The organism is Nautilia sp. (genome assembly GCF_053994455.1).
Window position 1 is genome coordinate 22,186 of sequence record NZ_JBMYAU010000021.1, and the last position, 24,353, is coordinate 46,538.

Below are 24,353 nucleotides of genomic sequence, written 5' to 3' on the forward strand. Positions count from 1 at the left end.
TTATTCCCCGACAAATTCGATTATACACATTTCAGCAGCGTCGCCTCTTCTGAATCTTGTTTTAACAATTCTTGTATATCCGCCTTTTCTGTTTTCGAATTTAGGCGCTATCTCTTCGATTAATTTTCTCGTAGCCGCTTTTGCTCTGGCGTTTGAACCTAATTTGGAATATACAAGCCTGTGGGTGTTAAAATCGGCGTTTTTAGATTTTGTAATCAGTTTTTCGATATATTTTCTAAGTTCTTTGGCTTTAGCAACAGTGGTTTCGATCTTTTCATTTTCAATAAGATCACAAGCTAAATTTTTAAGAAGTGCCAGTCTGTGTTCACTGACACGGCCAAGCTTTCTATATCCGTGTTTATGTCTCATTAATTCTCCTTAAGTTGTGATAATTTCTCTTCAATAGCCTTCTTAATGTCAAGCGGCAGTGTTTTATTAAGCGGGAATCCGATTTCTTCAAGTTTGTCAAAAATTTCTTCCAAAGACTTTGTTCCGAGGTTTTTAATATTCGAAATTTTTTCTTTACCCATCAAAACAAGCTCGCCGACGAATTTTATACCGGCTCTGTCCAATGCATTGAAGCTTCTGCTTCTTAGATTCAGATTTTCAATAGGTTCGAAAAGCACATTGTACACTTCGTCAAGTTCAACACTTTGAGCGGTTTTTTGCTCAAGTTTAAATTCTTTTGAGAAAACGCTAAACTGGTTCAAATAATTGTTCACCGCATTTTTAAAAGCGTCTATAGGGCTTATCTGTCCGTCAGTTTCAACTTCGAAAATAACTTTTTCAAAATTCGGGTCGTCTTCAACCAAGATGTTTTCTATATTATAAACGACTTTTTTTACCGGGCTGAAATATGCGTCAAGACCTATAAAACCTTCAGGAATTTCATCCCTGAAATTTTCCACGGCGACAAATCCCATACCTTTTCTTATTATCAATGTTAATTTCAATTCGCCTTCTTCATTTAATGTTGCAATATATTCGTTAGGCGTAACGACGTCCACAGAATCGTTAACAAGGTCGCTGCCCCTTATTTCCTTAGGACCTACAAAAACATATTCCACTACTGCCTCGTCACCTTTTTTTATTTTAAATCTTATGTTTTTCAAATTGATTATAAAACTTGCAACATCCTCAAGCATACCTTTAAGCGAGTCGAATTCGTGCTTTACACCTTCTATTTTAAGCGCGATAGGCGCAAAACCGGGAGTTGAGGCTATCAGCGTCCTCCTAATCGGATGAGCGACACTAACACCGAAACCCGCTTCAAAAGGGTATACTTCGATTATGGCTTTGTTTCCTTCCTCTTTGAAAGAAACATCGCTCGGAATCAAAACTTCTGTTTTTATTTTATTCATTTTTTAGCCCCTATTATTTAGAGTACAACTCAACTACTAATCTCTCTTCTACCGGAATGTTTACTTCTTCTCTTTCAGGAATTCTCTGGAATACGCCTACCATTTTTTCTCTGTCCACATCCACCCAAGGAGCGATACCGGTTTGTTTTGAAAGTTCAAGTGCTCTTTGAATCTGTACGTTGTTTTTTGATTTTTCTTTAATTTCAATTCTGTCGCCCTCTTTAACCAAATAAGAAGGGATGTTCACTTTTTTACCGTTTACAAGAACGTGTCCGTGAGTTACAAGCTGTCTTGCGAATCTTCTTGTTGTTGCAAACCCCATTCTGTAAACGACGTTATCAAGTCTTCTTTCAAGCAGTTTAATTAGGTTTTCCCCCGTGCTGCCTTCTTGTCTGTTGGCTTCTTTAAAGAATTTTCTAAACTGTTTTTCAAGCACGCCGTAATAAAATTTGATTTTCTGTTTTTCTCTAAGCTGAAGTCCGTACTCGGAAATTTTACTTCTTCTTTGTCCGTGCTGACCCGGTGCGTAAGGTCTTTTATCAAGTGCCGACTTTCCAGCTAATCTTCTTTCACCTTTTAGCTCTAAGCTAACTCCAAGTCTTCTTTCGATTTTTTCAACAGGTCCTGTATATCTTGCCATAGTTACACCCTTCTTCTTTTTCTTGGTCTGCATCCGTTATGAGGCAACGGAGTTACGTCTTTCATCCATAATACTTTAATACCTTCAATCGCACCTACGGTTTTAACGGCAGTTTCTCTACCTCCGCCGGGCCCCTGAACTTTAATACCCACTTCTTTGATTCCGTATTCTTTTGCTTTTGCCATTACGTCTTCCACAGCCTGCTGTGCGGCGAACGGTGTTGATTTTTTGCTTCCTTTAAATCCGAGCGCCCCTGCAGAGCTCCAGCAAAGTGCGTTACCCATTTCATCAGTTACGGTAATCATAGTATTGTTAAATGTCGCTGAAATATATACAACCCCGCGACCGACTTGTTTTTTGATTTTTTTCTTTTTTGTTACTTTTCTTTTAGCCATTTCTCACCCTTTATTTAGCTTTTGCGCCGACAGTTTTTCTTTTACCTTTTCTGGTACGCGCGTTCGTTTTGGTTCTCTGACCTCTAACAGGTAATCCTCTTCTGTGTCTTAAACCTCTATAGCATCCAAGGTCCATAAGCTCTTTAATGTTAAGCTGAACGATTTTTCTGAGTTCACCTTCAACAATATAATTTGACTGAATTTCTTTATTTAATGTTGAAATTTCGTCTTCAGTTAATTCATAAACTCTTTTTTCAGGATCAATCCCCGTGTCTTTAAGAATTTTTCTGCTTGTAGTAAGACCTATTCCGTAAATATACGGAAGTGCGTATTCTATTTTTTTCTTTTTAGGTAAGTCTATCCCTGCAATTCTCGCCATGTTTTATCCTTGTCTTTGTTTATGTCTAGGATTTTCACAAATAACTCTTACAATCCCTTTTCTTTTTACCACTTTACATTTAGGGCAAATTTTCTTAACTGATGCTCTAACTTTCATAACTTCTCCTTAAATTTTAGGAAACTAAAATTTTCCATTTTACATTGGATAATTTTCCATTCTCTTGCCCCTTAGGTACAAAGACCAGCCCTTGCAATAGAAAGTGCAAAGTGAAAAGTATAAAATCAACTTTTCACTTTTTTTAACCTTTCACTTTTATTGCAAAGCCTCTTCTACGTTCAGGGGGATGGAATTATATCATAAATAATAAATTGGGAATTGGGAATTGAGAATTGAGAATTGAGAAAAAAAGAAAAAAGAAGTTTGTTATTTCCTTTTTATAAGGAATTATTGATGAACAATAAACATCAAAAGCCCTATCACGGCTATCGAAGCGGTACCCATCGTAATTTTTTCTTTTTCCCCTTTAAGAATCGCAAGCAGGAAATATATTACAAAACCTGCACTAAGACCGATTGTAATCGAATATGTAAGCGGCATTAAAAGCACCGTCATAAATACACTCACGGCAGTCGTTGTGTCTTTAAAATCGACTTCTTTAAGTTCTCCGAACATCAACACACCGACCATTACTAAAATAGGATAAATGGCATTATCCGGTATGGCTTTATATAAAGGGAGGAAAAACAGTGTGGTAATAAAAAGAAGCCCTGTGACAACCGCGGTAAGACCCGTTCTTCCCCCTTCTTCCACGCCTGCTGCGCTTTCTATAAAAGAAGTGGTGGTGGACGTTCCTAACCCCGCTCCTATAACGGTCGCCGCGGCATCGGCCTGAAGGGTTTTCTCAAGCTCTTTCGGATCTTTAAAAAGACCGGCCCTCATTCCTATACCTGCAAGTGTGCCTATCGTGTCGAACAAATCCGTTACCAAAAACGTCACTATTACAGGCAAAAGAGAAAGTTTTAATGCGCTCATCAAATCAAAATGAAACGCTATCGAAGCCATGCTCTCAGGCATTGAAACAACACCTTCAGGCATTTTTGCAAGTCCGAAAATCCAGGCTACAACGGACGTAACGGCAATAGAAAGAATAAAAGCGCCTTTAATTCTGTAAGAATAAAAAATAGCGGCAAGAATAAACCCGAACACACCTAAAAGAACATTCGGATCGTGTATTTTGCCAAGACTGACCAGTGTAGCGGGATTATCGACAATAACACCCATCCCCTTAAGTCCTATGAAAGCTATAAACGCACCTATACCGGCACTGATTGCCCTTCTTAAATCAACCGGCACGGATTCGAATATCCACGCCCTGAATCTGGTGGCGGAAAGCGCCAAAAACAAAAGACCGCTTATCATTACTATTCCTAAAGCCGTCTCCCATGGAATTCCCATTCCTTTAACCAGCCCGAACGTAAAATAAGCGTTAAGCCCCATACCCACACTCATTGCGACCGGAGTATTCGACCAAAAACCGTTTAAAACGGTTGAAATGATTGTCACAACCGCAGTAGCCGTAATCAATGCCCCGAACGGCATACCCGTAAGACTCATAATCGAAGCGTTCACGGGAACGATGTACATCATTGCAAGAAAAGTCGTAAATCCGGCTCTTACCTCTGTAGAAACCGTGGTATTATGCTGTGAAAGTTTAAAGAGTTTTTCGAACATTAAACACTCCTTGAATTAATTCAAGGAATATTATAACAAATATTAAAACGATGTTAAATGGCTACAAAAAGAGTCTCATTTAAGGAGTAAAAGCTTAAACGGAAGGATAAAAGGGGATTATTTGATTTCGATTTTTTTACCTTCCGGTTTAGGACGTTTCGGAATAAAAAGCTTCAATACGCCGTTTTCATATTTAGCTTCTATGTTTTCGCTGTCGGCATCCGAAGGCAGCTTGAAACTTCTTTCAAATCTGCCGAAAAAGCTTTCGATTCTCGTATAGTTTTCTTTTTCCTCTTTTCTTTCGAGTTTTCTTTCGCCCGCTATCGTAAGCACACCCTCGTTTACGGAAATTTCAATGTTTTCTTTTTCGACACCCGGTAAATCAATTTCGAGATAATAACCTTTTTCATCGACTTTTTCATTAACGGCCGGAGTAAACGTTTCAACTTTTTGAACGGGTCTGTTTGAACTTAAAACCGCACCGATTCTTCTTTCGATGTCTTGCAATTCTTTAAAAGGATCAAACACTGTTGGCCACATCATCCCCTCCTTTTGAAGAATTATTTTATTTTACATTGAAATTATAATATATTTAAACAAAAAAGTCAAGAAAGTTGACATCAAAAGACTAACACTTTATTATCTTTTTCCCTAAAGTTTCGTTTTTCCAAAACACGCATTTCTTTTTTGTTTATTTTAATTTTATATATGTCGTTGTTTTTTCTCAGATACAGAATAAAATCATATCCGCCGGGATAATAAAATTTTCCTTTTTTAACGCTTATAGAAACATTCTGATTGGTACTCAGCATATCAAAAACAGCTTTTTTAGAATCGAACCTTCCTTTGAAAAACACTTTTCCCGTTTTTTCCTTTGACAAATCTACTCCTGTTATACGGTAAAGACGTTTTGTAAAAGCGTTTTTTAAAAATACGGTATTGTCGCTTACAATATCAAAGGTACCGAAATTATCATAAATTTTCAATGTTCCGGAAATATTACCTTTTAACAGTTTTAAAATTCCTAAATAATCGAAAAACTTGTCGGCATCCGTTTTAAATGTGATTTCAAACCTCGTATCGCAAAAACCCTCGAAATCGTTTCCTTTAAATTTAAACACTCCGTTTGAAAAATCGTATGTTCCTTTTACATCGATTTTTTTATGAAAAGGATACAGCAAAACCGGTTTCAGCTTAGATAAATCCAGCGATTTGACGTTAAAAGAACATTCCGCCCTTCCGCTGTTAAACCTGCCGTGCAAAAATATGTTTCCGACATCCGATTTGATACCGCTTTTGAACATAAACTCCTCAGGGGATTTCAAAACTATTTCGCTTTTTGCGGCAAAATCTGAATATATACGTTTAGAATATTCCCCTTTCGAATCAATTTTTATATAATAAGGCCCCTGTTTCTTTTTATTCACATAAAAATCGCTTTTACCCGCAATCCACGGATATTTTATTTTCAACATATAAAAAATTTTCTGAATGTCGAAATCTTTCCCGGCCGCTTTTAAAAATATATGCTCGTTTATTCCCAAACGGTAGTTCATATATCCGTCTGCAAAAAAAGCCAGCCCGTCAAGGACATATTCCCCTTTTTCACTGAAAAGCTTACCGCTTATATTCATTTTTCCCCTGAAATACTTCGAAAAGTCGGAAAGATTGTTTATATCGCCCTCATACATTGCATTCAGCGGAACCATCGCACCGAAAACCTTGATAAAATTCTCACCCTTTTTAATTCCCAACGAAAAATTGTTGACACCGTAATCAAGATACGTTATTTCGGCGCCGGGAATGTATTTATCTATTTTCGACTCTATTACGTTTTTAAAAACGAAACTTCCCACAGGCGTAAGCATTAACAGAACAGACAGTATAACCGTCAGTAACAGTATAAAAATGCCCCAGAAAATCTTATATTTCATTTTTTTTCTTCTGAATCTAACCATTTTGTATCCTCACGGGCGTTTCTATATAAAGACTGTTTGACGGAAATGCAAAAGAAGCGCCGTTTTTCTCAACTATCTCTTTTATTTTTAAATTGACATCCTCCCTTATTTTCAAATATTCGTCCCATACCGCCGTTTTAGTAAAAAAATAACAAAAAACACTTAGACTGCTGTCTTTATATTCGTCAAAATATATAAGAATAGGTTCGTTATGGATTCCGGGATGGTTCAAAAGCATATCCCTTATTTCGTTCAATATTTTTTCCATAACCTCCAATGTCGTATCGTATGTCAGCCCCAGTCTCATCATAATTCTTCTTCTGTCGCGTCTGCTGAAATTTTCAATATTGGAATTGGCTATCACCGAATTAGGCACCACTATAAGTCTTTTGTCAAAAGCCCTGATTTTTGTGGTTCTCATTCCTATATCTTCCACTATTCCTTCGGCATCGCCTATTTTTACCCATTCCCCTATCTTAAAAATATTATCCGTTAAAATCGCAATGCCTCCGAAAATATTGGCAGCAGTGTCCTTAGCCGCGAGTGCGAAAGCCAAACCTCCCAAGCCTAACGAAGCCAGAAAGCCGGTTACATTAATACCCCAGTCCTGGAGTAATGACACAACGCCTATCGTAACTACGAAAACCTTTGTGATTTTTATTAAAAAAGAAGCGAGTTCCTTCGAACTTTTTCCGAATTTGCCGAGTATATGATAGACATATTCCTCAAATTCGGTAATTATGTTATAAATTATCCAGAAAACGTCAAAAATCAAAAGCCCTTTTAAAAGGTGCCGGAGTATTCCGTTTTGGGTTTCCAGAAAATAAAAAAGAAAATAAACGCCCGCTATGATAAATAAAAACCTTAAAGGGTTTTTTATAGCGTTTAAAAATTTATCGTCGATTTTTGTTTTTGTTTTTGAAACCGCCTTTTTTAAAAAGGAAAGTATAATGAGAGTAAAAAACTTCCTCGCAAATAGGAACAGAAAAAACACAAAAAAAGCGATTAGCACTTTATATATCGGAAGTGACAAAAATTTATAATCCAATATATCCATTAAAGCCTGAGGCAGACTGTTTCCCATTTTAATATCCTATCATTTTTTCATCCTTCAATATTATAACAATTTTTTTAAATAATGGTACTGCACTTTGGGATGCAAAATAATAGGGAAAAGGCGCTTTTATATTCAAAAAGGCGACCCCTACCGTATATTTACGGTTTTTGCCGTTTGCAAAACCGAAAAAAGAGGAATTATAAATTTTTTCATATTTGTTATCGACGCTCACATGCGCGGTACCCGTTTTACCCGCCGTAAAGATCCCTTTTACAAAAGCGTTCCGGGCCGTTCCTTTTAAAACTATTTTCCTCAGAATTCTTAAAATCTCGTTCGCGGTTTTCGAAGAGATTATCCTTTTCGAATCCGTTTTTACATCTGCAATTTTAGGCGTAACCATAATTCCGTTGTTGTTAAATACGTTATAGGCCTTTAAAAGCTGAACGAAATTTACAAGAATACCGTATCCGTAAGCGGTTGTGGATTTGTAAACGGGATAGCTCAGCTCTTTCATACTCCTTATGACGCCTTTAAGCTCATAAGGCAGATCTATTCCGCTGTATTTTGAAAAACCGAATTTTTTAAGCCCTTCGTAAAATTCTATATTCGTAAGTCTCAAAGCAAGCTGGGATATGACTATGTTGCTTGAATAAACAAGCGCGTTTTCGGCACTTAACCACTTAAAAGGTTCGTCGTCTGTTATATAGGTTTTTCTCCATTTAGGTTTCCATTTGCCGTTATAACCGTTTAATATTTCATAAGGGTTGACTTTGTTGTGCTCAAGCAGTATCGCAAACGTTATCGGTTTCATAACCGAACCCGGTTCGTACAGATACCTAACGGCGTTTATCTGCATATTCGGAATATCCTTTTCGGTAATATGCGACGGATTAAACCTGTTCGAGGAGGCAATAGCAACGATTTTCCCGGATTCGCTTTCCATAACCGCCGCTATAACCTCTTTCGCCTTATACTTTTCTTTTGCGGCGTCCAAGAGGTTTTCTATTCTTTTTTGTAACACAAGGTTAATATTCAGTTTTATATTTTTACCGTTTATAGGATATTTCACCACCGCATTTTTATCGTAAATTATATTTCCGCCCACATCTCTGTATCCGGTTATCACACCGTTTCTTTTAGGCTTTAAAACGGCATCGTAATATTCCTCGATTCCGTTGTCTCCCCTTCCTTTGTCTTTTAAATAACGTCCCAAAAACGGCTCGAAGACATCTTTATACGGATAGAGTCTTTTAAAAAGGGATTCGTATCTGTTTTTGGAAACATACATAACACTTTCTATATCATACGCCCTTCTTACACCGTTTACGGAATTAAACACCCTGTAAAAATCCAGCATCCTTCTTAAATACACCAGCTGCTGTTTGGTTTTTAAATCGACTTTTGCAAGTAAAACGCGTTTTTTATGTTTTTTAAGTTTGTTATAAAGTTCTTTTTTGCTTATACCGGTATATATGCCGAACAAATCGACAAACATCTTTTTTTTGTCATTTTTTATATAAACGGGGTTGATGTAAACACTGTATATTTTTTCACTTTTGGCCAGAGTGAAATTGGCTGTTCGGATGCTTCCCCTGACGGCACTTTCTATTTTCGTAATTTTAGGATTAAAATAATTTTTGGGTTTTGAAACGCTAAAAAACAAAAAAGCGCCGAAAAGCGCCATTACAAGAATAAAAAATATTACGTAAATAATAGGGATTTTGCTGTTTTTCATTAAATTTGGGTTTTTAGAAGCTCTTTATAGGCGTTAATGGCTTTATTTCTCACTTCCAAAACCATTTTCATCTGCATTTCCGCTTTTTGTATGGTAATCGAGGCTTTAGCCAAATCCTCAACTTTTCCCGTAGCGATATCCGCTTCGGCTTTTTCGGCGTTTTGCATCATGTCGTTTGTCGTATCGAGTTCTTTTTTCAATAAGTCTTCAAAGCTGCCGTCGGCACTGTTTTTGTTATTTACAACGTTTCCGAGACTGTTCGGATTTTCAATTTTATTTATAAAAGCCATAATCTATCCTTAGCTTTGTAATATGTTAATGGCGCTGTTCGCCATTGTTTTCGCACTCTGAAATGCCGCAACGTTAGCCTGATAAGCCCTTGTAGCCTCCAGCAAATCCGCCATTTCGACAACCGGATTGATATTAGGATACGCAACATATCCGTTTGCATCGGCATCGGGATTTGAAGGGTCGTATTTCAAAATCGGTTTGGAATCGTCCCTGACCACTTTATCCACTATCACCGTTTCTATGGGAGGCTTTGCGGTGGTATAATCTTCGCCCTCCTCGTCCAACGGATTTTCATATTTATGAAAATCGGCGTTTTTTTCCATTTCTTTATTAAGCTGTTCTTCAAACGGAACCGCCTTAAAAATAACTTCTTTTCTCCTGTACGGTCCGCCTTCGTCCGTTCTTGTAGTATTTGCATTGGCGATGTTTTCGGAAATTATATTTATTCTGAATCTTTGAGCCGAAAGCCCGTAACCCGAAATATCGAAACCGTTAAAAAACCCCATTATTCACCTTTATATGTTTTTGCTCGAATCAATTACGGCTTTGAATATGTCTATATCTTTTCTTAAAGCCTGTATCGCCGCATTATAAGCAAGCGTGTTTTTTGCCATTTCGGTCGTTTCGACATCTATGTCCACACTGTTGCCGTCGTTTCTTGCAAGATGTCCGTCCCTGTAAAAAACAACCGGTTTTTCATCCCTTTTTTCATCAAACCCGGATAAATGCCCCGGTGCGGTTTTTGCAAGTTTCAGTTTGGGGGTTTCGTTTTTATTGTTAAATATCCTGTCCGCCTCTTCCCTCAGAGCATCTTCGAATCTGATGTCCTTAGGTCTGTAATAAGGTGTATCGGCATTTGCAATATTGCTTGCAATCATATCCTGTCTTATTTTTCTGTAATGCAAAGACTCTTCTAAAATATTGAAACTTTTACTGATTTCGAACCCCACACCCACTCCTTTTTTTACGGAAGCAATTTTTATTCCGTACTTACTTTTTAAAAAATCCAACCACATAAGCCGCAATTTTGTTAAAATTCTATCAATATTATACTTCATAAAGGTTAATTTTGCAAAAAGCGGACTCCCTTATATTTGTAATTGTCGGTATTCTTATGTTGATAGGCGCTCTGTTTTCCTATTCGCTTCCTATATATCTTGAACACGCCAAAAGTCTGAGCGAATACCATTTCGTCGGAAGATATCTGATGTTCGGAAGCGGGGGGATGTTTATAATGATTTTTTTAGCCAGATTAAATCCGGATAAATGGTTTGAAAAAATAGGATGGGGCATACTCGTTTTTTCCGCGGTGCTGGTACTGGCTATGCCTTTTTTGCCAGAATATATAGCCCCCGTGATAAACGGAGCTAAAAGGTGGATTAAAATAGGACCTGTAAAATTCGCACCGGTAGAGTTTTTCAAAATAGGAGTGATATTTTTTCTTTCGTGGTCGTTTACAAGACAGGTCAAAGAGAACAAACCTTTAAAAGAAGAATTTAGACTTATTTTGAGATATTTTCTGATTTTAGGGGTTTTCTGGTATCTTATATTGGCCTACCAGTCGGATCTGGGGCAGGTTATCGTAATGGGTGTTTTTTTTGCGTTTATGCTTCTTATAGCCGGTGGAAGATTTCAGTCTTTCACACTGATTCTTGCAACGGGTATATTTGTTTTCATTGCTGCAATAATATCCTCTGGGTACCGGTATGCAAGGTTCAAAGCATGGCTTCATCTTATGACGAATAATTTTTTCCCGGATATTTCCGTAACAAGCTCTATGAGTTACGGGCAGGTGGCACAGTCCCTAAACGCCATTTACCACGGGGGAATTCTCGGTTGCGGTATAGGAAACGGCATATTCAAACTCGGATTCCTATCGGACGTTCATACCGATTTCGTACTTGCCGGAATCGCGGAAGAAACAGGTATAATAGGCATAAGTATAATTGTTGTTTTAATGCTTTCTCTTGTTTACAGATTATACAAAATAGCAAACAGAAGCGAAAAAAAAGAGTATCAGCTTTTCGCTTTCGGAGTGGGAACCCTTATTATGATACAGTTTTTGTTCAACGGTCTGGGGGTAACTTCCCTTATACCCATAAAAGGGCTTACCGTTCCTTTTTTAAGCTACGGGGGAAGTTCTCTCGTGGCTCTTTGTACGGCTATAGGAATGGTCTTAATGATAAGCAAAAAAGCGAAAATTAATTGAAAATGGAGAATGGAAAATTAAGCAATGGAAAACAGAAAATTAAATATTGCAATAACAGGCGGCGGCACCGGAGGACATTTAAAAATCGCAAAAGTCATAAAAGAAGAATTGAATAAAAGAGGAATCAAACCGGTATATATCGGCTCAACCTCAGGAGCCGACAAGGCGTGGTTTGAAAACGATGAAGGGTTTGAATTCAAATACTTTCTTCCTTCAAGCGGTGTGGTAAATAAAAGGGGAATCGGCAAAATAAGTTCGTTATTCCACATTTTAAAACTCTCGATCAAAGCCAAAAAAATTTTAACATCTCATAACGTCCGGGCGGTATTCAGCGTCGGCGGATACTCAGCGGCACCGGCGGCGTTCGCTTCCGTTTTTTCAGGCGTTCCACTCTTTATTCACGAACAAAACGCCCATATAGGCTCTCTAAACAGAATTTTAAAACCTTTTGCAAAACGTTTTTTCAATACGTTTTTATACGGTGATCCGTATCCGGTGGAAAATATCTTTTTCGACACCGCAAGAATCAGAAAAAATCTAAAAACGATTATTTTCTTAGGCGGAAGCCAGGGAGCTGTGGCCATAAACACTCTCGCTATGAAAATCACCCCCGATTTAGCAAAAAAAGGGGTTAACATCATCCATCAAACCGGAAAAAAAGATTTTAAAAGAATTAAAGATTTTTATAATAAAAAGGAAATCGACGCCGATGTTTTCGATTTTAATCCGAATTTATACGAAAAAATACAAAAAGCCGATTTTGCCGTAAGCAGGGCGGGGGCATCCACTCTTTTCGAACTCGCTGCAAACCGTATTCCCGCACTGTTTATCCCATATCCCTACGCCGCCGGGGATCATCAGTATTACAACGCAAAATTTTTAGAAAACAAAAACGCGGGATTTGTTATAAGAGAGGAAAATATCAATACCGAAAAAGTCAAAAGCCTCATATTAACGGCCGATTTACAGAAAATTTCCAAACGTTTATCCGAAATTAACAAAAAAAACGGTGCCGCAGCCATAATTGACGAAATATTAAAAAGCCTCGTCGATTAAAGCGCATATCATATGCCCTATCATAATATGCATTTCCTGAATTCTCGGTGTGTCGTTTGAAGGAACTACGATATTCACATCTCCCATTCCTTTCATTTTCCCACCGTCTTTACCGCTAAGTGTAATTGTTTTAATTCCGATTTTTTTAGCGCTCTCAATTGCTTGAATAACATTTGCGGAGTTGCCGCTTGTAGATATTGCCACCAGCACGTCGCTTTCTTTTCCGAGAGCCTCTACCTGTCTGGAAAACAGACATTCGAACCCGTAATCGTTTCCTATTGCGGTAAGTGCGGATGTGTCGGTTGTCAAAGCCAGACCCGCAAGGGGTATTCTCTCTTTTTTAAACCTGCCGCTGAGTTCAGCCGCTATATGCTGGGCGTCCGCAGCGCTTCCGCCGTTGCCGCAAAACATTATCTTTTTTCCGTTTTTAAGCGCATTCAGACACAAATCACCCGCCTCTTTTATCAAAGGAAGCAGATCTTCCATTTTTTTGGCAGTGTTTATATGTTCATTCAAACAATTTATTAATTTTTCCATTCTTAACTCTCCGTTTTCAATTTCCGCTTTTCACTTTTTTAATAATTCCCGTAGTGCTTTTCCCCTCGACAAATTCGATAAGTTTCACTTCTTTTGCGATATCGCTGCCGACCACTTCCCTGTCTTTATAATCGGCGCCTTTTACCAAAATATCCGGTTTTATTTTTTTTATGAGATCATAAGGCGTATCTTCATCAAAAACAACCACAAAATCAACCACCTCCAGGCTGGCCAGTAAATAAGCCCTGTCGTATTCATCATTAACCGGTCTTTCGGGACCTTTAAGCCTGCTTACAGAATCGTTTGAATTAACACCCACTATCAGCCTGTCCCCGAGCGCCTTTGCCTTTTGAAGATATTTGACATGCCCCAGATGCAGAATATCAAAACAACCGTTGGTAAATACTATTTTTTTATTCTGTTTTCTCAAATCGTCGGCAATATGTTCTATTTTTGCAAAATCGACTATTTTGTAATCCACACTGTTGTCTATTCTTCTTTCGGTTTCTTCTATCTCCTCAAGAGTCACCGTGGCACTGCCTATTTTACTCACAACCACGGCGGCGGCGGCGTTTGCAAAATGCATAGCCTCTTTTAAATCGCCGCTTTTGCTAAGATAATATCCGAGACTGGCCAAAACGGTATCCCCCGCACCGGTTACGTCGTAAACCTCTTTTGCAACCGTCGGAATTTTCACATATTCTTCCCCGAAAAGAGCCATACCCTCCTCGCTGAGCGTGACAAGCAGGAAATCGAGATTAAGCTCCTTTTTTATTTTCCATCCGGCTTTAACCAAATCCTCTTCTGAATCGATTTCCATGCCCGCAGCTACCGAAAGTTCTTTTTTATTGGGTTTAATCATCCACGCGTTTTGATATTTGGAGAAATCTTTTTTCGGATCTATTATGATTTTTTTATTGTTTCTGTTTGCCAGTTTAATAATCTTCTGGGTAAGGGATTTTGTCAGGATCCCTTTTTCATAATCACTTAAAAGTATAAGTTCCACTTTTTCCAGATTTGCAACAAGGTAATTTAATATTTTATCCTCATATTCCTCTTTTATAGGTGTTTTTGTTTCTTTGTCATATCTTATCACCTGATGGTTTCCGGCTATTACACGGCTTTTTATAACCGTTTCACGGCTTTCGTCAACAAAAACACCGCTTGTATCGATATTTTTCTCCCTTAATAAATCAAAAAGCCTTTTTGAATTTCTGCCTGCCACCGTAGAAACAAGAACACCGCTGCCGAGGGCCAACAGGTTGTTTACGACATTTCCCGCACCTCCGAGCCTGTCCTCCTCTTTTAAAACCTCGACAACCGGTACGGGGGCCTCAGGGGAAATTCTTTCGCTCCTGCCCCACAGATAGTGGTCTATCATAAAGTCGCCTATTACCGCTATCATTTTACTTCTTCTTCATATATCCTGATAATTTCGGGAAGATACGCTTTTATCCCTTCCTCTAAAGAAAATTCAGGCTTATATCCCAGATATTTTTTCGTATCTTCAATGTCCGCTTCGGTAAAAAACTGATATTGACCTACATAAGGATTGGGAATATACGTGTCTTCTCTTTTGATATTAAGCTCTTTTTTAAGAATGTCTACGATATCCTGGAAACTTCTGGCCTTGCCCGTTCCGACGTTGTACACACCGCACTTCTCAGTTTCGCATGCTTTAATATTGGCCTGAATAACATCCTCTACGAAGATAAAATCCCTCAGTATTTTATCGCTTCCCTCAAAAAGTTTCGCGCTTTCTCCTTTAAGCAGCTGAAGCCCGAACTGAAGCACCATTGAAGCGGTTTTGTTTTTAAAATATTCTCTCGGACCGTACACATTGAAATACCTAAGCCCTACAATTCTTATTTTGCCGTAGTATTCTTTTGCCAGATTATCCATCATAAGTTTTGAAAAACCGTATACATTATTCGGCTTTTCATATCCTACTTTAAAAATGTTGCTGTTACCGTACGTCGCCGCGGAGGAGGCGTAAATCATAGACGCGTTTTTCCTAACAGCCAAATCACACAGATCTTTAAACGCATTTACATTCGTATCAACCATAATTTTCTGATCCGCGACAGTCGTATCCGAAACAGCCGCTTCATGGAATATATAATCGATATCGTATTCTTCAAGTCTTTTCAAATCGTCTTTGTTATTTATATCCCCGCTTATAACAATTCCGTTAAACCCGAGCAGGTTTTTAAAATGCCCGAAACTTTTTAAATTTCCGTTGCTAAACGTCTCCTCGTTTCTGAATTTATCAAATACTATTACTCTGCACTCTGGGTAATTCTCCTGAAAATAAAACGCTATATTGCTCCCTATAAAACCGGCTCCGCCCGTTATTACCACGGTTTTACCATTAAAATCTATATTAGAGTATTTCACAAAAACTCCTTTTTTATTTTTTTAATTATATCATATAAGCCGTCTTGGACTTTAAACGTTTTTTTTATCCCGGCACGCTTTGCCGCTTCCAAATCCCTGTCGCTGTCGCCTATCATTATCGAATTTTTAAGATCAACACCGTATTTTTCCGCCAAATCGAGTATCATTCCGGGCTTGGGCTTTCTGCATTCGCACATTCCCGTAATATCCGGATGATGGGGGCAGAATCTAACGTCTTTTATTTCAATTCCCTTTTTTCTGAATTCGTCAATCATCCATTCGGTCAGTTTGTAAAAATCTTTTTCAGTGTAATAGCCTCTCGCTATTCCGCTTTGGTTCGTTACAACAAAAAGAGCAAAATCCAAATCCTGAAGGAGTTTTAAAAGTTCGAATATCCCTTCTTTGAACTTAAAGTCCTCTATCTTACCCACATATCCCGTATCGACGTTTATCACGCCGTCCCTGTCCAAAAACGCGGCTTTCACATAAGATCCTTCGCAGCATTTACAACATCCTCCGCTTTTATCAGCCTCATACATTCGTGATGTTTAAGAGGGCATTCCCTTTTCATACAAGGCGCACATTCGACATTTTTGGTGACTATTTTATATTTAGTGCCGTACGGACTGGTCTCATCATACCTCGTGGGACCGAAAACGGCAACCACCGGAACTTTAAAAGCCGCCGCTATATGCATAGGCCCGCTGTCGTTCGTAATAAACAGACTAAGACCGCCTATATGTTCGCACAATTCTTTAAGCGAAAGTTTTCCGCATAGGTTTTTATAATTCGTTATTGTCAGTTTTTTTTCAATATCGGCCGCTATATCCTCTTCTCCCGGGCCTCCGAAAATTACAATATCATACTCACACGCAAGGGCGTTCGCAACTTTTGCAAATTCTTCGGGATACCATCTTTTCGCACTTCCGTATGTGGCTCCGGGATTTATCCCGAGAGTCGGCCTTTCGAAACGTTTGGGTTTAAAATACAGCCTCGGGGAATAGACAGGCAAATTCTTTTTAAGAACAAAATCGGCAAATTTATTGTATTTTTCCACCTGATGACCTTTGAATGGTCTGTTTATGTAATGTTTTTTTGCACTTAAAAACATCAAAAGCTTTGAAAAAAAATGGGTTCTGAAACTGACACCGATATCGGACTTAAGCTCTCCCGAAATTTTCAAAACATTAAAAAGCCTGTTTCCCTTCCTTGTTTCGTCCACAACAGTTTCAGAAATTTTAGGGTTTTCACCCAACACCTCAACGGCCGCACGACTTCCGAACAGAATCACCTCGTCAGGTTCGAAACCATCTATAAGTTTGTCCACCGCACCGCTTGCCATTACGGCATCCCCCAGCCAAGTGGGGGCTTCTATAAGCAGTCTCATTTCACCCTCTTAAAATGTTTTTTACTCAAGTCAAGACCTAAAATTTTTTCGATAAAAGCTTTGACTCTGTGTCTTTTTTCCCTTTTTGTAAGTATGTGTCCGGCATTAGGCTCGAATGTCCCTTCGGCTTCAGGCAGCCAGCTTAACACCGCTTTGGGATGTGTACCCTTAAATTCCCTTAGAATGGAAGCGTCTATTTCAGAATAATCGACAGGCTCGAATTTATGCTTCCAATATTTGGTTACTTTTCTGAGTTTCAGATTCATCTGTTCTTCGTTTCTGACCCACCCGTAATGGTAAATTCTGGCATTTGCAAAAGCCGCCTTCGGATATCTCGCACATTTTCCTCCGTCCAAAACCCACCAGAAAAGCCCGTCGGGGGCGATTGTTCTGATACTGTTTTTTATTATTCTAACTTCCCTTCTGTACCATCCGGGAGAATCAAGGTACGTGTTTTTATTGCCGTAAAAATGTATATAATCAAAATAAAGGGCTTCAACCTCATCGTCGTTTTTATATTTTTCCATGGATTTTAAGATATTGTCAAGATCATCTTCATGCACAACCTCGTCAGCTTCAAGATAAAACGCCCAGTCCCCGGTACAGTTAAACTGGGCTATCATTTTCTGCTGTCCGTAAACAAAACCCTTTTCTTTCATATTTTCATTCCACTGTGTTTTTATTATTTTTATTTTATCGCTTTTTATACTTTTTAAAATTTCCTCGGTATCGTCTTCACACGGCCCCAAAGCGACAATAAACTCATCCACTATCGGCAAAACCGATATAATGGATTCCCTGAAAGGATATCCGAGTATTGAACCGTTCCTTAAAAACGTAAAACCGCTAACCCTCATTCTTTTCCTTTACATATTTCCAAAAAGTATACTGAGAATAAAGTTTTGCAATTACAAACCCTTCCCATCCGTCCAAAAACCCCCTTTTTAAAACATACATTCTAAAAAACGTCCAAACAGGGGATATCAGCGCCTTTAACCTGTTTGGTTTGGCATTTAAAGAGGAGTATCTGTTTTGTTTGGTGATAAACTCTTCAATATTTTCATACGCATAATGAAGCATATGGTTTTTCAAATAACATTTTTTCCCACTGCAAACCACACTCTCATGTACCATGTTTTCATTAAACCGCGCTTTGTTTCTGTCATAAAGCCTTACGGTATAATCGGGATAAAGACCTCCGTGTTTAATCCAGCGGCCGAAAAAATTATTCATTCTTCCCACATAATAACATCCGCATTCAAATTTTAACTCTGCAATCTCCTTTTTCAAACCGTCAGTCACCACTTCGTCACTGTCCAATATAAAAACCCAGTCGTTTGAAGCGTATGAAACCGCCCTGTTTTTAGTATTGCCGAAACCGTCGAAATATCCTTTTACAATCCTGACATTGTCAAACTTTTCGGCAATCTGTTCGGTGGCATCCGTGCTGCCGCTTAAATATAAAACCACCTCGTCAAATTCTTTAACGCTTTCCAAACATTTTTTTATCGTTTTTTCACTGTCCGAAGCTATTATTACCACGCTTATTTTCATAACCGATCTCTTTATATAAAATAGATGTAAATATGACAAACAGCACCTCTCCGTAATGGCTGAAAAGATAACTGTCACTGAACATTATAACCAAAAAATAGACGACAAGCCCTATCCGCAGAGGTCTGTATTTGTCATTCGTTTTCAATGCGTAGTAAAACATTGCGTAAAAAAGAGCTAAAAAAAGAAAGAGCCCCGCTATTCCGGTCTGTGCATATATGAGAAGATACATATTGTGCGGCTGCCCGGGTACTCTTATCTGAGGAGAGTTTTTTTCGTTTATTTTCCTGTATTCGTCTATAAAATCTCCGGTACCGACCCCTAACACAGGGTGTTTTTTAATAAGCTCGGCGGTGTTTTCCCAGAAGGTGAACCTTTTGCCTATATTGGTATTTCTGTTTTGCTTATATGTTTTTATGCTGTGAACCGCAAGATTCACCCTGTCGTGAAAAATTCCGCTTCCTTTGTAGGCCGTCAAAAAAATAAGAGGAATCCCCAATGTTATAATAAGAACACTTTTTAACCCCACTTTGAAATACTGGAGAATAAGCACCGCAAACAGTACGAAATAAACCACCTGTCCGGCCCTGCCTCCCGTTAAAAAAAGGTTCGCCGTCATTGTTATTATAAAAAAAAGTGCAACGGCTTTATAAATTTTTTCCAGTTTCGTATATAAAAAAAGATACATAAGAATATACACGCAAAAAGCCACAAAGGGGGAATAATGTATATGTCCGATAAAAGGAACGGGCTCGTACCTCGTGGCATGAAACATCTCGGGCAGAATGCCAAGTTTCACACCGTAAGAGATTAGTTCGGAAAACGTCATTGTAAGTATAAACGTTTTTATAACAAGTTCTTTTTCCTCTTTTTTTATCAGACTCATAAAAACGGGCAGCAGTAAAAAGTATTTTTCCTTCATAATCACGGCAAAACCCCATTTCAGATTTTCCGTCCACAAAAGCCCCGCCACGTTAATAAAAAAATAAGCAAGACTCAACATTACAACCGGATTCGTTTTTACAAGGCGCAGGGTTTCTGTTTTGTCGCCGCATATAATCCAGTAAATCAGCAGCAAAACGAGAATAATATTGTTTAAAGCCACGGAATTGGGAATCGTAAAAACAAAACCCGTCAATAAAATTTTTCTGAGGATATCAGTATTTAAGTTTTTCAACCGCATCCAAAATATCCTTGAGTTTAACTTTTCGAATTGAAAAATCGTTTCTGTTAATTTTTACCGGATTTGTATTCCGCGTTGATTTTACAAATTTCGTAATACTGTTTTCATATACTTTGTTAGCCTCGACGGGACCGTATATGATTACGCTCGGAACATTGTTCGCCCATGCTATATATGTAGGTCCCGTATCGTTTCCTATCACCAGATCACAGCGGGACACGGCGGCTTTGAGAGTATCAAGGCTCATTTTCGGCAAAACCTTCGCACCGGTTTCGGAAGCTATATGTTCGGCCGTGTTTTTTTCCCTTTCGTTTCCGTAAGGGATTATTATGTTTTCACCGAGTTCTTTTGCAAGTTGAATCCATGTTTTTGAAGGGAGCATTTTAAATTCCGCACTCGCTCCCACTACAAACATTATGTTTTTTTTATTCTCGGAAAAAAAACCTTCGGGAGGATCGCTTTTGTAAAACAGATACGGACTGTGGTTTTTAAGCATTTCATCGGTAATGCCGAGGGAAAAAATTTCATTTATCATATCTTTGTACCTGCCCATCGAATGGTTTCTTATTTTAAGTTTCCGGGAATAAAACAGCAATGCCGGTTTTTCCTTTGTATGGTATCCGTCGCATCCGACTGTTTCTTTTCCCATAATTCTTGCCAGAAGGGCGCTTTTTATAAGCCCCTGAAAATCAATTACCATATCGTATTTATATCTTCTTGCCGTTAACAGTGTGTTAACGGGAGAGTTTTTAAAGTCAACTTTTATTATATTTTCTATGTAGGGGGAATTGTCCAAAACGGACGCGAACCGTTTATCCGCAATCCAGTCCACTTTTATACCGTTTCGATAAAGATATTCCAACACTACGGCGCTGTGGATAATGTCGCCCATTGCGGAAAGTCTTAAAATGGCTATTTTCATATCATCTCTTTTATTGTTTTTATTACAGTGTTTTCATCAATACCGCCAATACTCAAATCACTCTTTATAAATTTACAGCGGTTCACCCGCGAAGCGGATTTTATCAGTCTGTGTTTTTCATTTTCAACAGCGAGGTTTGTGTCCGTACACCCGAAAAGTATAAGTGATTTCGTACCCACAGCCCATCCTATATGAGAAGGGCCGGTGTCGTTTCCCACAATTAGGTCGCTTCTTTTAATTACATATTTCAAATCGTTAAAAGAGAGTTTAGGCAAAATTTTAGCTCCCGTTTTTGAGGATATGTACTCGGCTTCCTTTTTTTCATCCTCATTTCCCCATATCAGCAGAAAGCACGCCTCAACGCTTTTTATCACGTTTATCCATTTTTCAACCGGATATTTTTTACATTCCCACCCTCTGCTGGCGCCGAATGCCAGAACAATGTTCTTTTCTTCAAAAAACCGCTCATATTCCGAATAATCCTTATCCTCCACCCCTAAAAAAGGTTTGATTGTTTGTATCTCTTCCGGTTCAAACCCGTACCCCAGACACATGGCGGCAAGTTTGTTATATCTGTAAATTTCGTTTTCCCAGCAACCGAATCCGTAATTTTCACTGTAAAACAGTTTTGAAAGTTTTTCTTTTATAATACCGTCAAACCCGCACACCCTGCCTTTGGAAATTCTTTTTGAAACCAGAGCCGCCTTTAACATTCCGTGGGAATCTATTACAACATCGAACTCTTTTTTCGGAAGTTTGTTTAATTCTTCTTTTAATTTTCCAAATGAAAAATTTTTTTTAAGCTTTTTCAAATCGAGCTTTATTATATTTTCAAGTCCCTCGGTGTTATCGAGAATATCCGCAAAAACCGAATCCGCAACCCATGTTATTTCCGAATCCGGATAGTGCTTTTTTATCATCTGAACAACAGAAGCGTTTTTTATTATATCCCCGAGCGAAGAAAGCCTTACTATCGCTATTTTCATTCGTATTTTTCCCAGGGTCTGAAACGTCTGTGAAACAGGTACCATCTGGATATGTCTTTTTTAATAAAATCCTCCGTGGCCCTCGCCTGTCTGTCCACGCTTTTTTGAATGTCCTCCGTATAAAAAGCCTCCGTAAACTTTATCACATACTTTCCTTCTCCGTTTTTGTAAACATAACTTACTATTATAGGATAATTAAATCTTCTCGACAAAACGGCGGCAACTTCCGTATGCCTTACGGGACGTCCGAAAAAAGTCGTAACCACCCCTTTGTCGTCCCCGGGGTACTGATCTATTAAAATTCCAACGTTTCTGCCTTTTTTTAAAGAGTTGATAAGATTTTTAAGACCTCCCCTTTTGTCATATACGTTTACACCGAAGCGTTTTCTGCTTTTTTCTATTTTTTCGTTCAGTTTTTCCGAATCGAGCTTTCTTACTACAACGTCGACTTCGGTTAAAAAAGCTCCGACCGCCACGGGCATTATTTCCCAGTTTCCGTAATGTGCGGTTACAAAAATAACGGGGGATTCCGATGTAAACTTTTTTACAAGCTCCTCGTTTTCAAAAACCACTTTTTCCCTGAGCCGTTCTTTGGAAAGATTAATGTTTTCAAAAAATTCGAAAAGGTTATCCATAAAATGCAAGAAAGCTTTTTTGGCAATTTTTTTATCTCTTTTACCGGTCATTATTTCTATATTTTTGAGAACTATTTTTCTTCTTTTTCCCGCCGCAAGATAAAAAACACTTGCCAAAAATTTTTTTATAAAAGGGCGCAGTTTCCCAGGCACAACCTTATAAAGCTTTTCGAGAAATACAAACAGGTAATAACTTATTTCGTTTTTTATGTTCATAATTTCCTTTTTTATCAAAATTATACTAAAATTTAATATTTAAAAAGGGGTTTTATGTGGAGTTTTATTAAAGAATACATACCGTATTACAGACAGTTTAAAAAAGAAATATTCCTATCCGTCCTCGGAATGGTATTCGTCTCGGCGGCAACGGCGGCGGTCGCCTATCTTATCAAACCGGTACTTGACAAAATATTCATAGAAAAAAACGAGCATATGCTTTACATACTTCCCGTCGCCATTATAATAACATACTTTTTCAAAGGGCTCGGCAGGTTTTTACAGGAATATTATGTAAGCTATATAGGCGAGGATATAGTAAGGCAGATAAGGGATAGGTTTTTAAACCACATACTCACATTCGATATGCACTTTTTTAAAACAACCCATTCCGGAGAACTTATAAGCCGTATTATAAACGATATCAACAGGATTCAGATAGCCATAAGCCACAGCATGGCAAATTTTATAAGAGATTCGCTTATGGCGGCTTTTCTGCTTGCGGTGGTCATTTACCAGAGCCCGAAACTTGCTTTTTTCGCACTTGTGATTCTGCCGGTTATGATTTTTCCCATAAAAAAAATAGCAAAAAAACTGAAAAACCTCTCAAAAGATTCCCAGACAAAAACGGCCGACTTGAACAAACACTTAAGCGAGGTGTTCAAAAACATAGAAACCATAAAATCATACAACGCCAAAAATTTCGAATTCGCCAAATTCACACAACAGAACCTACAGTATATGAAAATAAATGTAAAAGCCATTAAGACCAGGGCCATGTTAAACCCTCTTCTTGAAACGTTAAACGCTACAATAGCGGCGGTCGTTATCATAGTGGGAGGTAAGGAGGTTATCGACGGATATATGAGCGTAGGGGCTTTTTTTTCTTTTATGACCGCTCTTTTTATGATGACGGAGCCTATTAAAAGACTTTCGAACAACTACTCTTTCCTACAGGACGCCATTGCGGCAAACGAAAGGCTAAAAGAAATTTTTTCCCTAAAACCCGAAATAACCGCCGGAGACACAAAACCGGAACATATAGAAAAAATAGAATTTAAAAAAGTTTCCCTTAAATACGGAGACAAAACCGCCCTCCAAAACATAAACTACACGGCAAAAAAACCTTTAAAAATAGGCTTGGTAGGAGACAGCGGAGGGGGGAAAAGCTCTTTCGTCAGTCTTATAATGAGATTTTACGATGCAAGCGAGGGGAAAATACTGATAAACGGAACGGACATTAAAAAAATAGATCTCCACACATTAAGGGAAAAAATAGCCTATATACCCCAAAACGTACATATTTTTAACGACACTATAGCCGCAAATGTGGCTTACGGGAAAGAAATAGACGAAGAAAAAGTAAAAACGGCTCTTAAAAAGGCAAATCTTTTAGATTATGTAAACTCCCTGCCGGAAGGGATTTATACCGTTTTACAGGAAAACGGAAGCAACCTGAGCGGAGGACAGAAACAGAGAATAGCCATAGCAAGGGCCCTTTACAAAAATCCCGACGTTCTCATATTGGACGAAGCGACAAGCGCGCTTGACAACAAAAGCGAATCCGTCATAATGGAGGCAATCAACAATCTGAAAGACATGATTGTATTCATAATAGCACACAGACTTCACACCATAGACAGTGCGGATGAAATTCTGGTATTTAAAAACGGAAAAATAGTATGCAAAGACAAAAAAGACAAACTTTTGCAAAACTGCGGAGAGTTTAAAAAACTTTACAAAAAAGAATAAAGGTTTTTAAA

Annotated in this window: 28 protein-coding genes; 3 read left to right on the forward strand and 25 right to left on the reverse strand. The window is 38.3% G+C overall.

From position 1 onward, the window contains the following. The 14 genes from rplQ to flgB form a co-directional block, all read right to left on the reverse strand. On the reverse strand, positions 1 to 369 hold the full coding sequence (gene rplQ / locus ACXJIE_RS01380) for a 50S ribosomal protein L17 (protein WP_456479188.1): 369 nt from the start codon (positions 367 to 369) through the stop codon (positions 1 to 3). Beyond that, a complete protein-coding gene (locus ACXJIE_RS01385) occupies positions 369 to 1,361 on the reverse strand; it encodes a DNA-directed RNA polymerase subunit alpha (RefSeq protein WP_456479189.1) in 993 nt (330 codons plus the stop codon). Before ACXJIE_RS01385 ends, rplQ begins: the two co-directional genes overlap by 1 nt. Positions 1,362 to 1,374: 13 nt before the next feature. After that, a complete protein-coding gene (gene rpsD / locus ACXJIE_RS01390; protein WP_456479190.1) occupies positions 1,375 to 2,001 on the reverse strand; it encodes a 30S ribosomal protein S4 in 627 nt (208 codons plus the stop codon). 2 nt (positions 2,002 to 2,003) lie between these two features. Continuing rightward, complete coding sequence (gene rpsK, locus ACXJIE_RS01395; RefSeq protein ID WP_012663886.1) at positions 2,004 to 2,396, reverse strand: 30S ribosomal protein S11; 393 nt, start codon at positions 2,394 to 2,396, stop codon at positions 2,004 to 2,006. Between the two features lie 10 nt (positions 2,397 to 2,406). Beyond that, the gene (gene rpsM / locus ACXJIE_RS01400) at positions 2,407 to 2,775 is read right to left on the reverse strand and encodes a 30S ribosomal protein S13 (protein ID WP_456479191.1); all 369 of its coding nucleotides are present in this window, start codon (positions 2,773 to 2,775) and stop codon (positions 2,407 to 2,409) included. 3 nt (positions 2,776 to 2,778) lie between these two features. Further along, positions 2,779 to 2,892: a 50S ribosomal protein L36 gene (gene rpmJ / locus ACXJIE_RS01405; RefSeq protein WP_041361679.1), complete on the reverse strand. Its 114-nt coding sequence runs from the start codon at positions 2,890 to 2,892 to the stop codon at positions 2,779 to 2,781. A 288-nt stretch (positions 2,893 to 3,180) separates the two neighbouring features. Continuing rightward, positions 3,181 to 4,467, reverse strand: coding sequence for an NCS2 family permease (locus ACXJIE_RS01410; protein ID WP_456479192.1), 1,287 nt, complete (start codon positions 4,465 to 4,467; stop codon positions 3,181 to 3,183). Between the two features lie 117 nt (positions 4,468 to 4,584). Beyond that, a complete protein-coding gene (locus ACXJIE_RS01415) occupies positions 4,585 to 5,010 on the reverse strand; it encodes an Hsp20/alpha crystallin family protein (RefSeq protein ID WP_456479193.1) in 426 nt (141 codons plus the stop codon). 77 nt (positions 5,011 to 5,087) lie between these two features. Continuing rightward, on the reverse strand, positions 5,088 to 6,425 hold the full coding sequence (locus tag ACXJIE_RS01420) for a hypothetical protein (protein ID WP_456479194.1): 1,338 nt from the start codon (positions 6,423 to 6,425) through the stop codon (positions 5,088 to 5,090). Further along, a complete protein-coding gene (locus ACXJIE_RS01425; protein ID WP_456479195.1) occupies positions 6,418 to 7,509 on the reverse strand; it encodes a mechanosensitive ion channel family protein in 1,092 nt (363 codons plus the stop codon). The genes ACXJIE_RS01420 and ACXJIE_RS01425 overlap by 8 nt, the downstream gene beginning before the upstream one ends. A 1-nt stretch (position 7,510) precedes the next feature. After that, a complete protein-coding gene (locus tag ACXJIE_RS01430) occupies positions 7,511 to 9,217 on the reverse strand; it encodes a peptidoglycan D,D-transpeptidase FtsI family protein (RefSeq protein WP_456479196.1) in 1,707 nt (568 codons plus the stop codon). Next, a complete protein-coding gene (gene fliE, locus ACXJIE_RS01435) occupies positions 9,217 to 9,507 on the reverse strand; it encodes a flagellar hook-basal body complex protein FliE (protein ID WP_456479197.1) in 291 nt (96 codons plus the stop codon). The genes ACXJIE_RS01430 and fliE overlap by 1 nt, the downstream gene beginning before the upstream one ends. 9 nt (positions 9,508 to 9,516) lie before the next feature. Further along, positions 9,517 to 10,014: a flagellar basal body rod protein FlgC gene (flgC, locus tag ACXJIE_RS01440; RefSeq protein ID WP_456479198.1), complete on the reverse strand. Its 498-nt coding sequence runs from the start codon at positions 10,012 to 10,014 to the stop codon at positions 9,517 to 9,519. A gap of 9 nt (positions 10,015 to 10,023) precedes the next feature. Next, positions 10,024 to 10,458: a flagellar basal body rod protein FlgB gene (gene flgB, locus ACXJIE_RS01445; RefSeq protein ID WP_456479199.1), complete on the reverse strand. Its 435-nt coding sequence runs from the start codon at positions 10,456 to 10,458 to the stop codon at positions 10,024 to 10,026. Between the two features lie 119 nt (positions 10,459 to 10,577). Here flgB and ACXJIE_RS01450 point away from each other — a divergent pair, with 119 nt between their 5' ends. Continuing rightward, positions 10,578 to 11,717, forward strand: coding sequence for an FtsW/RodA/SpoVE family cell cycle protein (locus ACXJIE_RS01450; RefSeq protein WP_456479200.1), 1,140 nt, complete (start codon positions 10,578 to 10,580; stop codon positions 11,715 to 11,717). Positions 11,718 to 11,741: 24 nt separating this feature from the next. Further along, positions 11,742 to 12,773 (forward strand): undecaprenyldiphospho-muramoylpentapeptide beta-N-acetylglucosaminyltransferase, encoded by a 1,032-nt coding sequence (murG, locus tag ACXJIE_RS01455; protein WP_456479201.1) that lies wholly within the window; start codon positions 11,742 to 11,744, stop codon positions 12,771 to 12,773. Here murG and gmhA read toward each other — a convergent pair. The 11 genes from gmhA to ACXJIE_RS01510 are packed head-to-tail and all read right to left on the reverse strand — an operon-like array spanning position 12,753 to position 22,590. Then, positions 12,753 to 13,310 carry a D-sedoheptulose 7-phosphate isomerase gene (gmhA, locus tag ACXJIE_RS01460; RefSeq protein ID WP_456479202.1) on the reverse strand — a complete coding sequence of 186 codons (558 nt, stop codon included), beginning with the start codon at positions 13,308 to 13,310 and terminating at the stop codon, positions 12,753 to 12,755. The two genes, murG and gmhA, sit on opposite strands and share 21 nt — an antisense overlap. Before the next feature lie 16 nt (positions 13,311 to 13,326). After that, on the reverse strand, positions 13,327 to 14,715 hold the full coding sequence (gene rfaE1 / locus ACXJIE_RS01465; protein WP_456479203.1) for a D-glycero-beta-D-manno-heptose-7-phosphate kinase: 1,389 nt from the start codon (positions 14,713 to 14,715) through the stop codon (positions 13,327 to 13,329). Further along, the gene (rfaD, locus tag ACXJIE_RS01470) at positions 14,712 to 15,707 is read right to left on the reverse strand and encodes an ADP-glyceromanno-heptose 6-epimerase (protein WP_456479204.1); all 996 of its coding nucleotides are present in this window, start codon (positions 15,705 to 15,707) and stop codon (positions 14,712 to 14,714) included. Before rfaD ends, rfaE1 begins: the two co-directional genes overlap by 4 nt. Next, positions 15,704 to 16,192 carry a D-glycero-beta-D-manno-heptose 1,7-bisphosphate 7-phosphatase gene (gene gmhB, locus ACXJIE_RS01475; protein WP_456479205.1) on the reverse strand — a complete coding sequence of 163 codons (489 nt, stop codon included), beginning with the start codon at positions 16,190 to 16,192 and terminating at the stop codon, positions 15,704 to 15,706. The genes rfaD and gmhB overlap by 4 nt, the downstream gene beginning before the upstream one ends. Then, positions 16,189 to 17,094 (reverse strand): lipopolysaccharide heptosyltransferase II, encoded by a 906-nt coding sequence (gene waaF, locus ACXJIE_RS01480; protein WP_456479206.1) that lies wholly within the window; start codon positions 17,092 to 17,094, stop codon positions 16,189 to 16,191. The genes gmhB and waaF overlap by 4 nt, the downstream gene beginning before the upstream one ends. Next, the gene (locus ACXJIE_RS01485; RefSeq protein WP_456479207.1) at positions 17,091 to 17,951 is read right to left on the reverse strand and encodes a glycosyltransferase; all 861 of its coding nucleotides are present in this window, start codon (positions 17,949 to 17,951) and stop codon (positions 17,091 to 17,093) included. Before ACXJIE_RS01485 ends, waaF begins: the two co-directional genes overlap by 4 nt. Continuing rightward, positions 17,941 to 18,648, reverse strand: coding sequence for a glycosyltransferase family 2 protein (locus ACXJIE_RS01490; RefSeq protein ID WP_456479208.1), 708 nt, complete (start codon positions 18,646 to 18,648; stop codon positions 17,941 to 17,943). Before ACXJIE_RS01490 ends, ACXJIE_RS01485 begins: the two co-directional genes overlap by 11 nt. Further along, positions 18,611 to 19,831, reverse strand: a complete 1,221-nt coding sequence (locus tag ACXJIE_RS01495; RefSeq protein ID WP_456479209.1) for an O-antigen ligase family protein — start codon at positions 19,829 to 19,831, stop codon at positions 18,611 to 18,613. The genes ACXJIE_RS01490 and ACXJIE_RS01495 overlap by 38 nt, the downstream gene beginning before the upstream one ends. Beyond that, entirely contained in the window at positions 19,806 to 20,753 is a 948-nt protein-coding gene (gene waaC, locus ACXJIE_RS01500) for a lipopolysaccharide heptosyltransferase I (protein WP_456479210.1), read from the reverse strand. Before waaC (ACXJIE_RS01500) ends, ACXJIE_RS01495 begins: the two co-directional genes overlap by 26 nt. Further along, positions 20,750 to 21,739 carry a lipopolysaccharide heptosyltransferase I gene (gene waaC, locus ACXJIE_RS01505; RefSeq protein WP_456479211.1) on the reverse strand — a complete coding sequence of 330 codons (990 nt, stop codon included), beginning with the start codon at positions 21,737 to 21,739 and terminating at the stop codon, positions 20,750 to 20,752. The genes waaC (ACXJIE_RS01500) and waaC (ACXJIE_RS01505) overlap by 4 nt, the downstream gene beginning before the upstream one ends. Continuing rightward, positions 21,736 to 22,590: a lysophospholipid acyltransferase family protein gene (locus ACXJIE_RS01510; RefSeq protein WP_456479212.1), complete on the reverse strand. Its 855-nt coding sequence runs from the start codon at positions 22,588 to 22,590 to the stop codon at positions 21,736 to 21,738. Before ACXJIE_RS01510 ends, waaC (ACXJIE_RS01505) begins: the two co-directional genes overlap by 4 nt. Before the next feature lie 54 nt (positions 22,591 to 22,644). Between ACXJIE_RS01510 and ACXJIE_RS01515 the strand changes: the two genes are divergently transcribed. Beyond that, complete coding sequence (locus ACXJIE_RS01515) at positions 22,645 to 24,342, forward strand: ABC transporter ATP-binding protein (RefSeq protein WP_456479213.1); 1,698 nt, start codon at positions 22,645 to 22,647, stop codon at positions 24,340 to 24,342. Positions 24,343 to 24,353 lie beyond the last annotated feature (11 nt).

Coding starts and splice junctions, on each gene's coding strand:
- ACXJIE_RS01490 (WP_456479208.1), bottom strand. CDS start 18,648: ATGAAAATAAGCGTGGTAATAATAGCTTCGGACAGTGAAAAAACGATA.
- rpsM (WP_456479191.1), bottom strand. CDS start 2,775: ATGGCGAGAATTGCAGGGATAGACTTACCTAAAAAGAAAAAAATAGAA.
- rpmJ (WP_041361679.1), bottom strand. CDS start 2,892: ATGAAAGTTAGAGCATCAGTTAAGAAAATTTGCCCTAAATGTAAAGTG.
- ACXJIE_RS01410 (WP_456479192.1), bottom strand. CDS start 4,467: ATGTTCGAAAAACTCTTTAAACTTTCACAGCATAATACCACGGTTTCT.
- rpsD (WP_456479190.1), bottom strand. CDS start 2,001: ATGGCAAGATATACAGGACCTGTTGAAAAAATCGAAAGAAGACTTGGA.
- ACXJIE_RS01430 (WP_456479196.1), bottom strand. CDS start 9,217: ATGAAAAACAGCAAAATCCCTATTATTTACGTAATATTTTTTATTCTT.
- fliE (WP_456479197.1), bottom strand. CDS start 9,507: ATGGCTTTTATAAATAAAATTGAAAATCCGAACAGTCTCGGAAACGTT.
- waaC (WP_456479210.1), bottom strand. CDS start 20,753: ATGAAAATAGCCATTTTAAGACTTTCCGCAATGGGCGACATTATCCAC.
- rplQ (WP_456479188.1), bottom strand. CDS start 369: ATGAGACATAAACACGGATATAGAAAGCTTGGCCGTGTCAGTGAACAC.
- ACXJIE_RS01385 (WP_456479189.1), bottom strand. CDS start 1,361: ATGAATAAAATAAAAACAGAAGTTTTGATTCCGAGCGATGTTTCTTTC.
- rfaE1 (WP_456479203.1), bottom strand. CDS start 14,715: ATGATAGCGGTAATAGGCGACTTTATGATAGACCACTATCTGTGGGGC.
- waaC (WP_456479211.1), bottom strand. CDS start 21,739: ATGAAAATAGCGATAGTAAGGCTTTCTTCGCTCGGGGATATAATAAAA.
- ACXJIE_RS01425 (WP_456479195.1), bottom strand. CDS start 7,509: ATGGGAAACAGTCTGCCTCAGGCTTTAATGGATATATTGGATTATAAA.
- ACXJIE_RS01485 (WP_456479207.1), bottom strand. CDS start 17,951: ATGAGGGTTAGCGGTTTTACGTTTTTAAGGAACGGTTCAATACTCGGA.
- rpsK (WP_012663886.1), bottom strand. CDS start 2,396: ATGGCTAAAAGAAAAGTAACAAAAAAGAAAAAAATCAAAAAACAAGTC.
- ACXJIE_RS01515 (WP_456479213.1), top strand. CDS start 22,645: ATGTGGAGTTTTATTAAAGAATACATACCGTATTACAGACAGTTTAAA.
- murG (WP_456479201.1), top strand. CDS start 11,742: ATGGAAAACAGAAAATTAAATATTGCAATAACAGGCGGCGGCACCGGA.
- ACXJIE_RS01495 (WP_456479209.1), bottom strand. CDS start 19,831: ATGCGGTTGAAAAACTTAAATACTGATATCCTCAGAAAAATTTTATTG.
- waaF (WP_456479206.1), bottom strand. CDS start 17,094: ATGAGACTGCTTATAGAAGCCCCCACTTGGCTGGGGGATGCCGTAATG.
- ACXJIE_RS01415 (WP_456479193.1), bottom strand. CDS start 5,010: ATGATGTGGCCAACAGTGTTTGATCCTTTTAAAGAATTGCAAGACATC.
- ACXJIE_RS01420 (WP_456479194.1), bottom strand. CDS start 6,425: ATGGTTAGATTCAGAAGAAAAAAAATGAAATATAAGATTTTCTGGGGC.
- ACXJIE_RS01510 (WP_456479212.1), bottom strand. CDS start 22,590: ATGAACATAAAAAACGAAATAAGTTATTACCTGTTTGTATTTCTCGAA.
- gmhA (WP_456479202.1), bottom strand. CDS start 13,310: ATGGAAAAATTAATAAATTGTTTGAATGAACATATAAACACTGCCAAA.
- flgC (WP_456479198.1), bottom strand. CDS start 10,014: ATGGGGTTTTTTAACGGTTTCGATATTTCGGGTTACGGGCTTTCGGCT.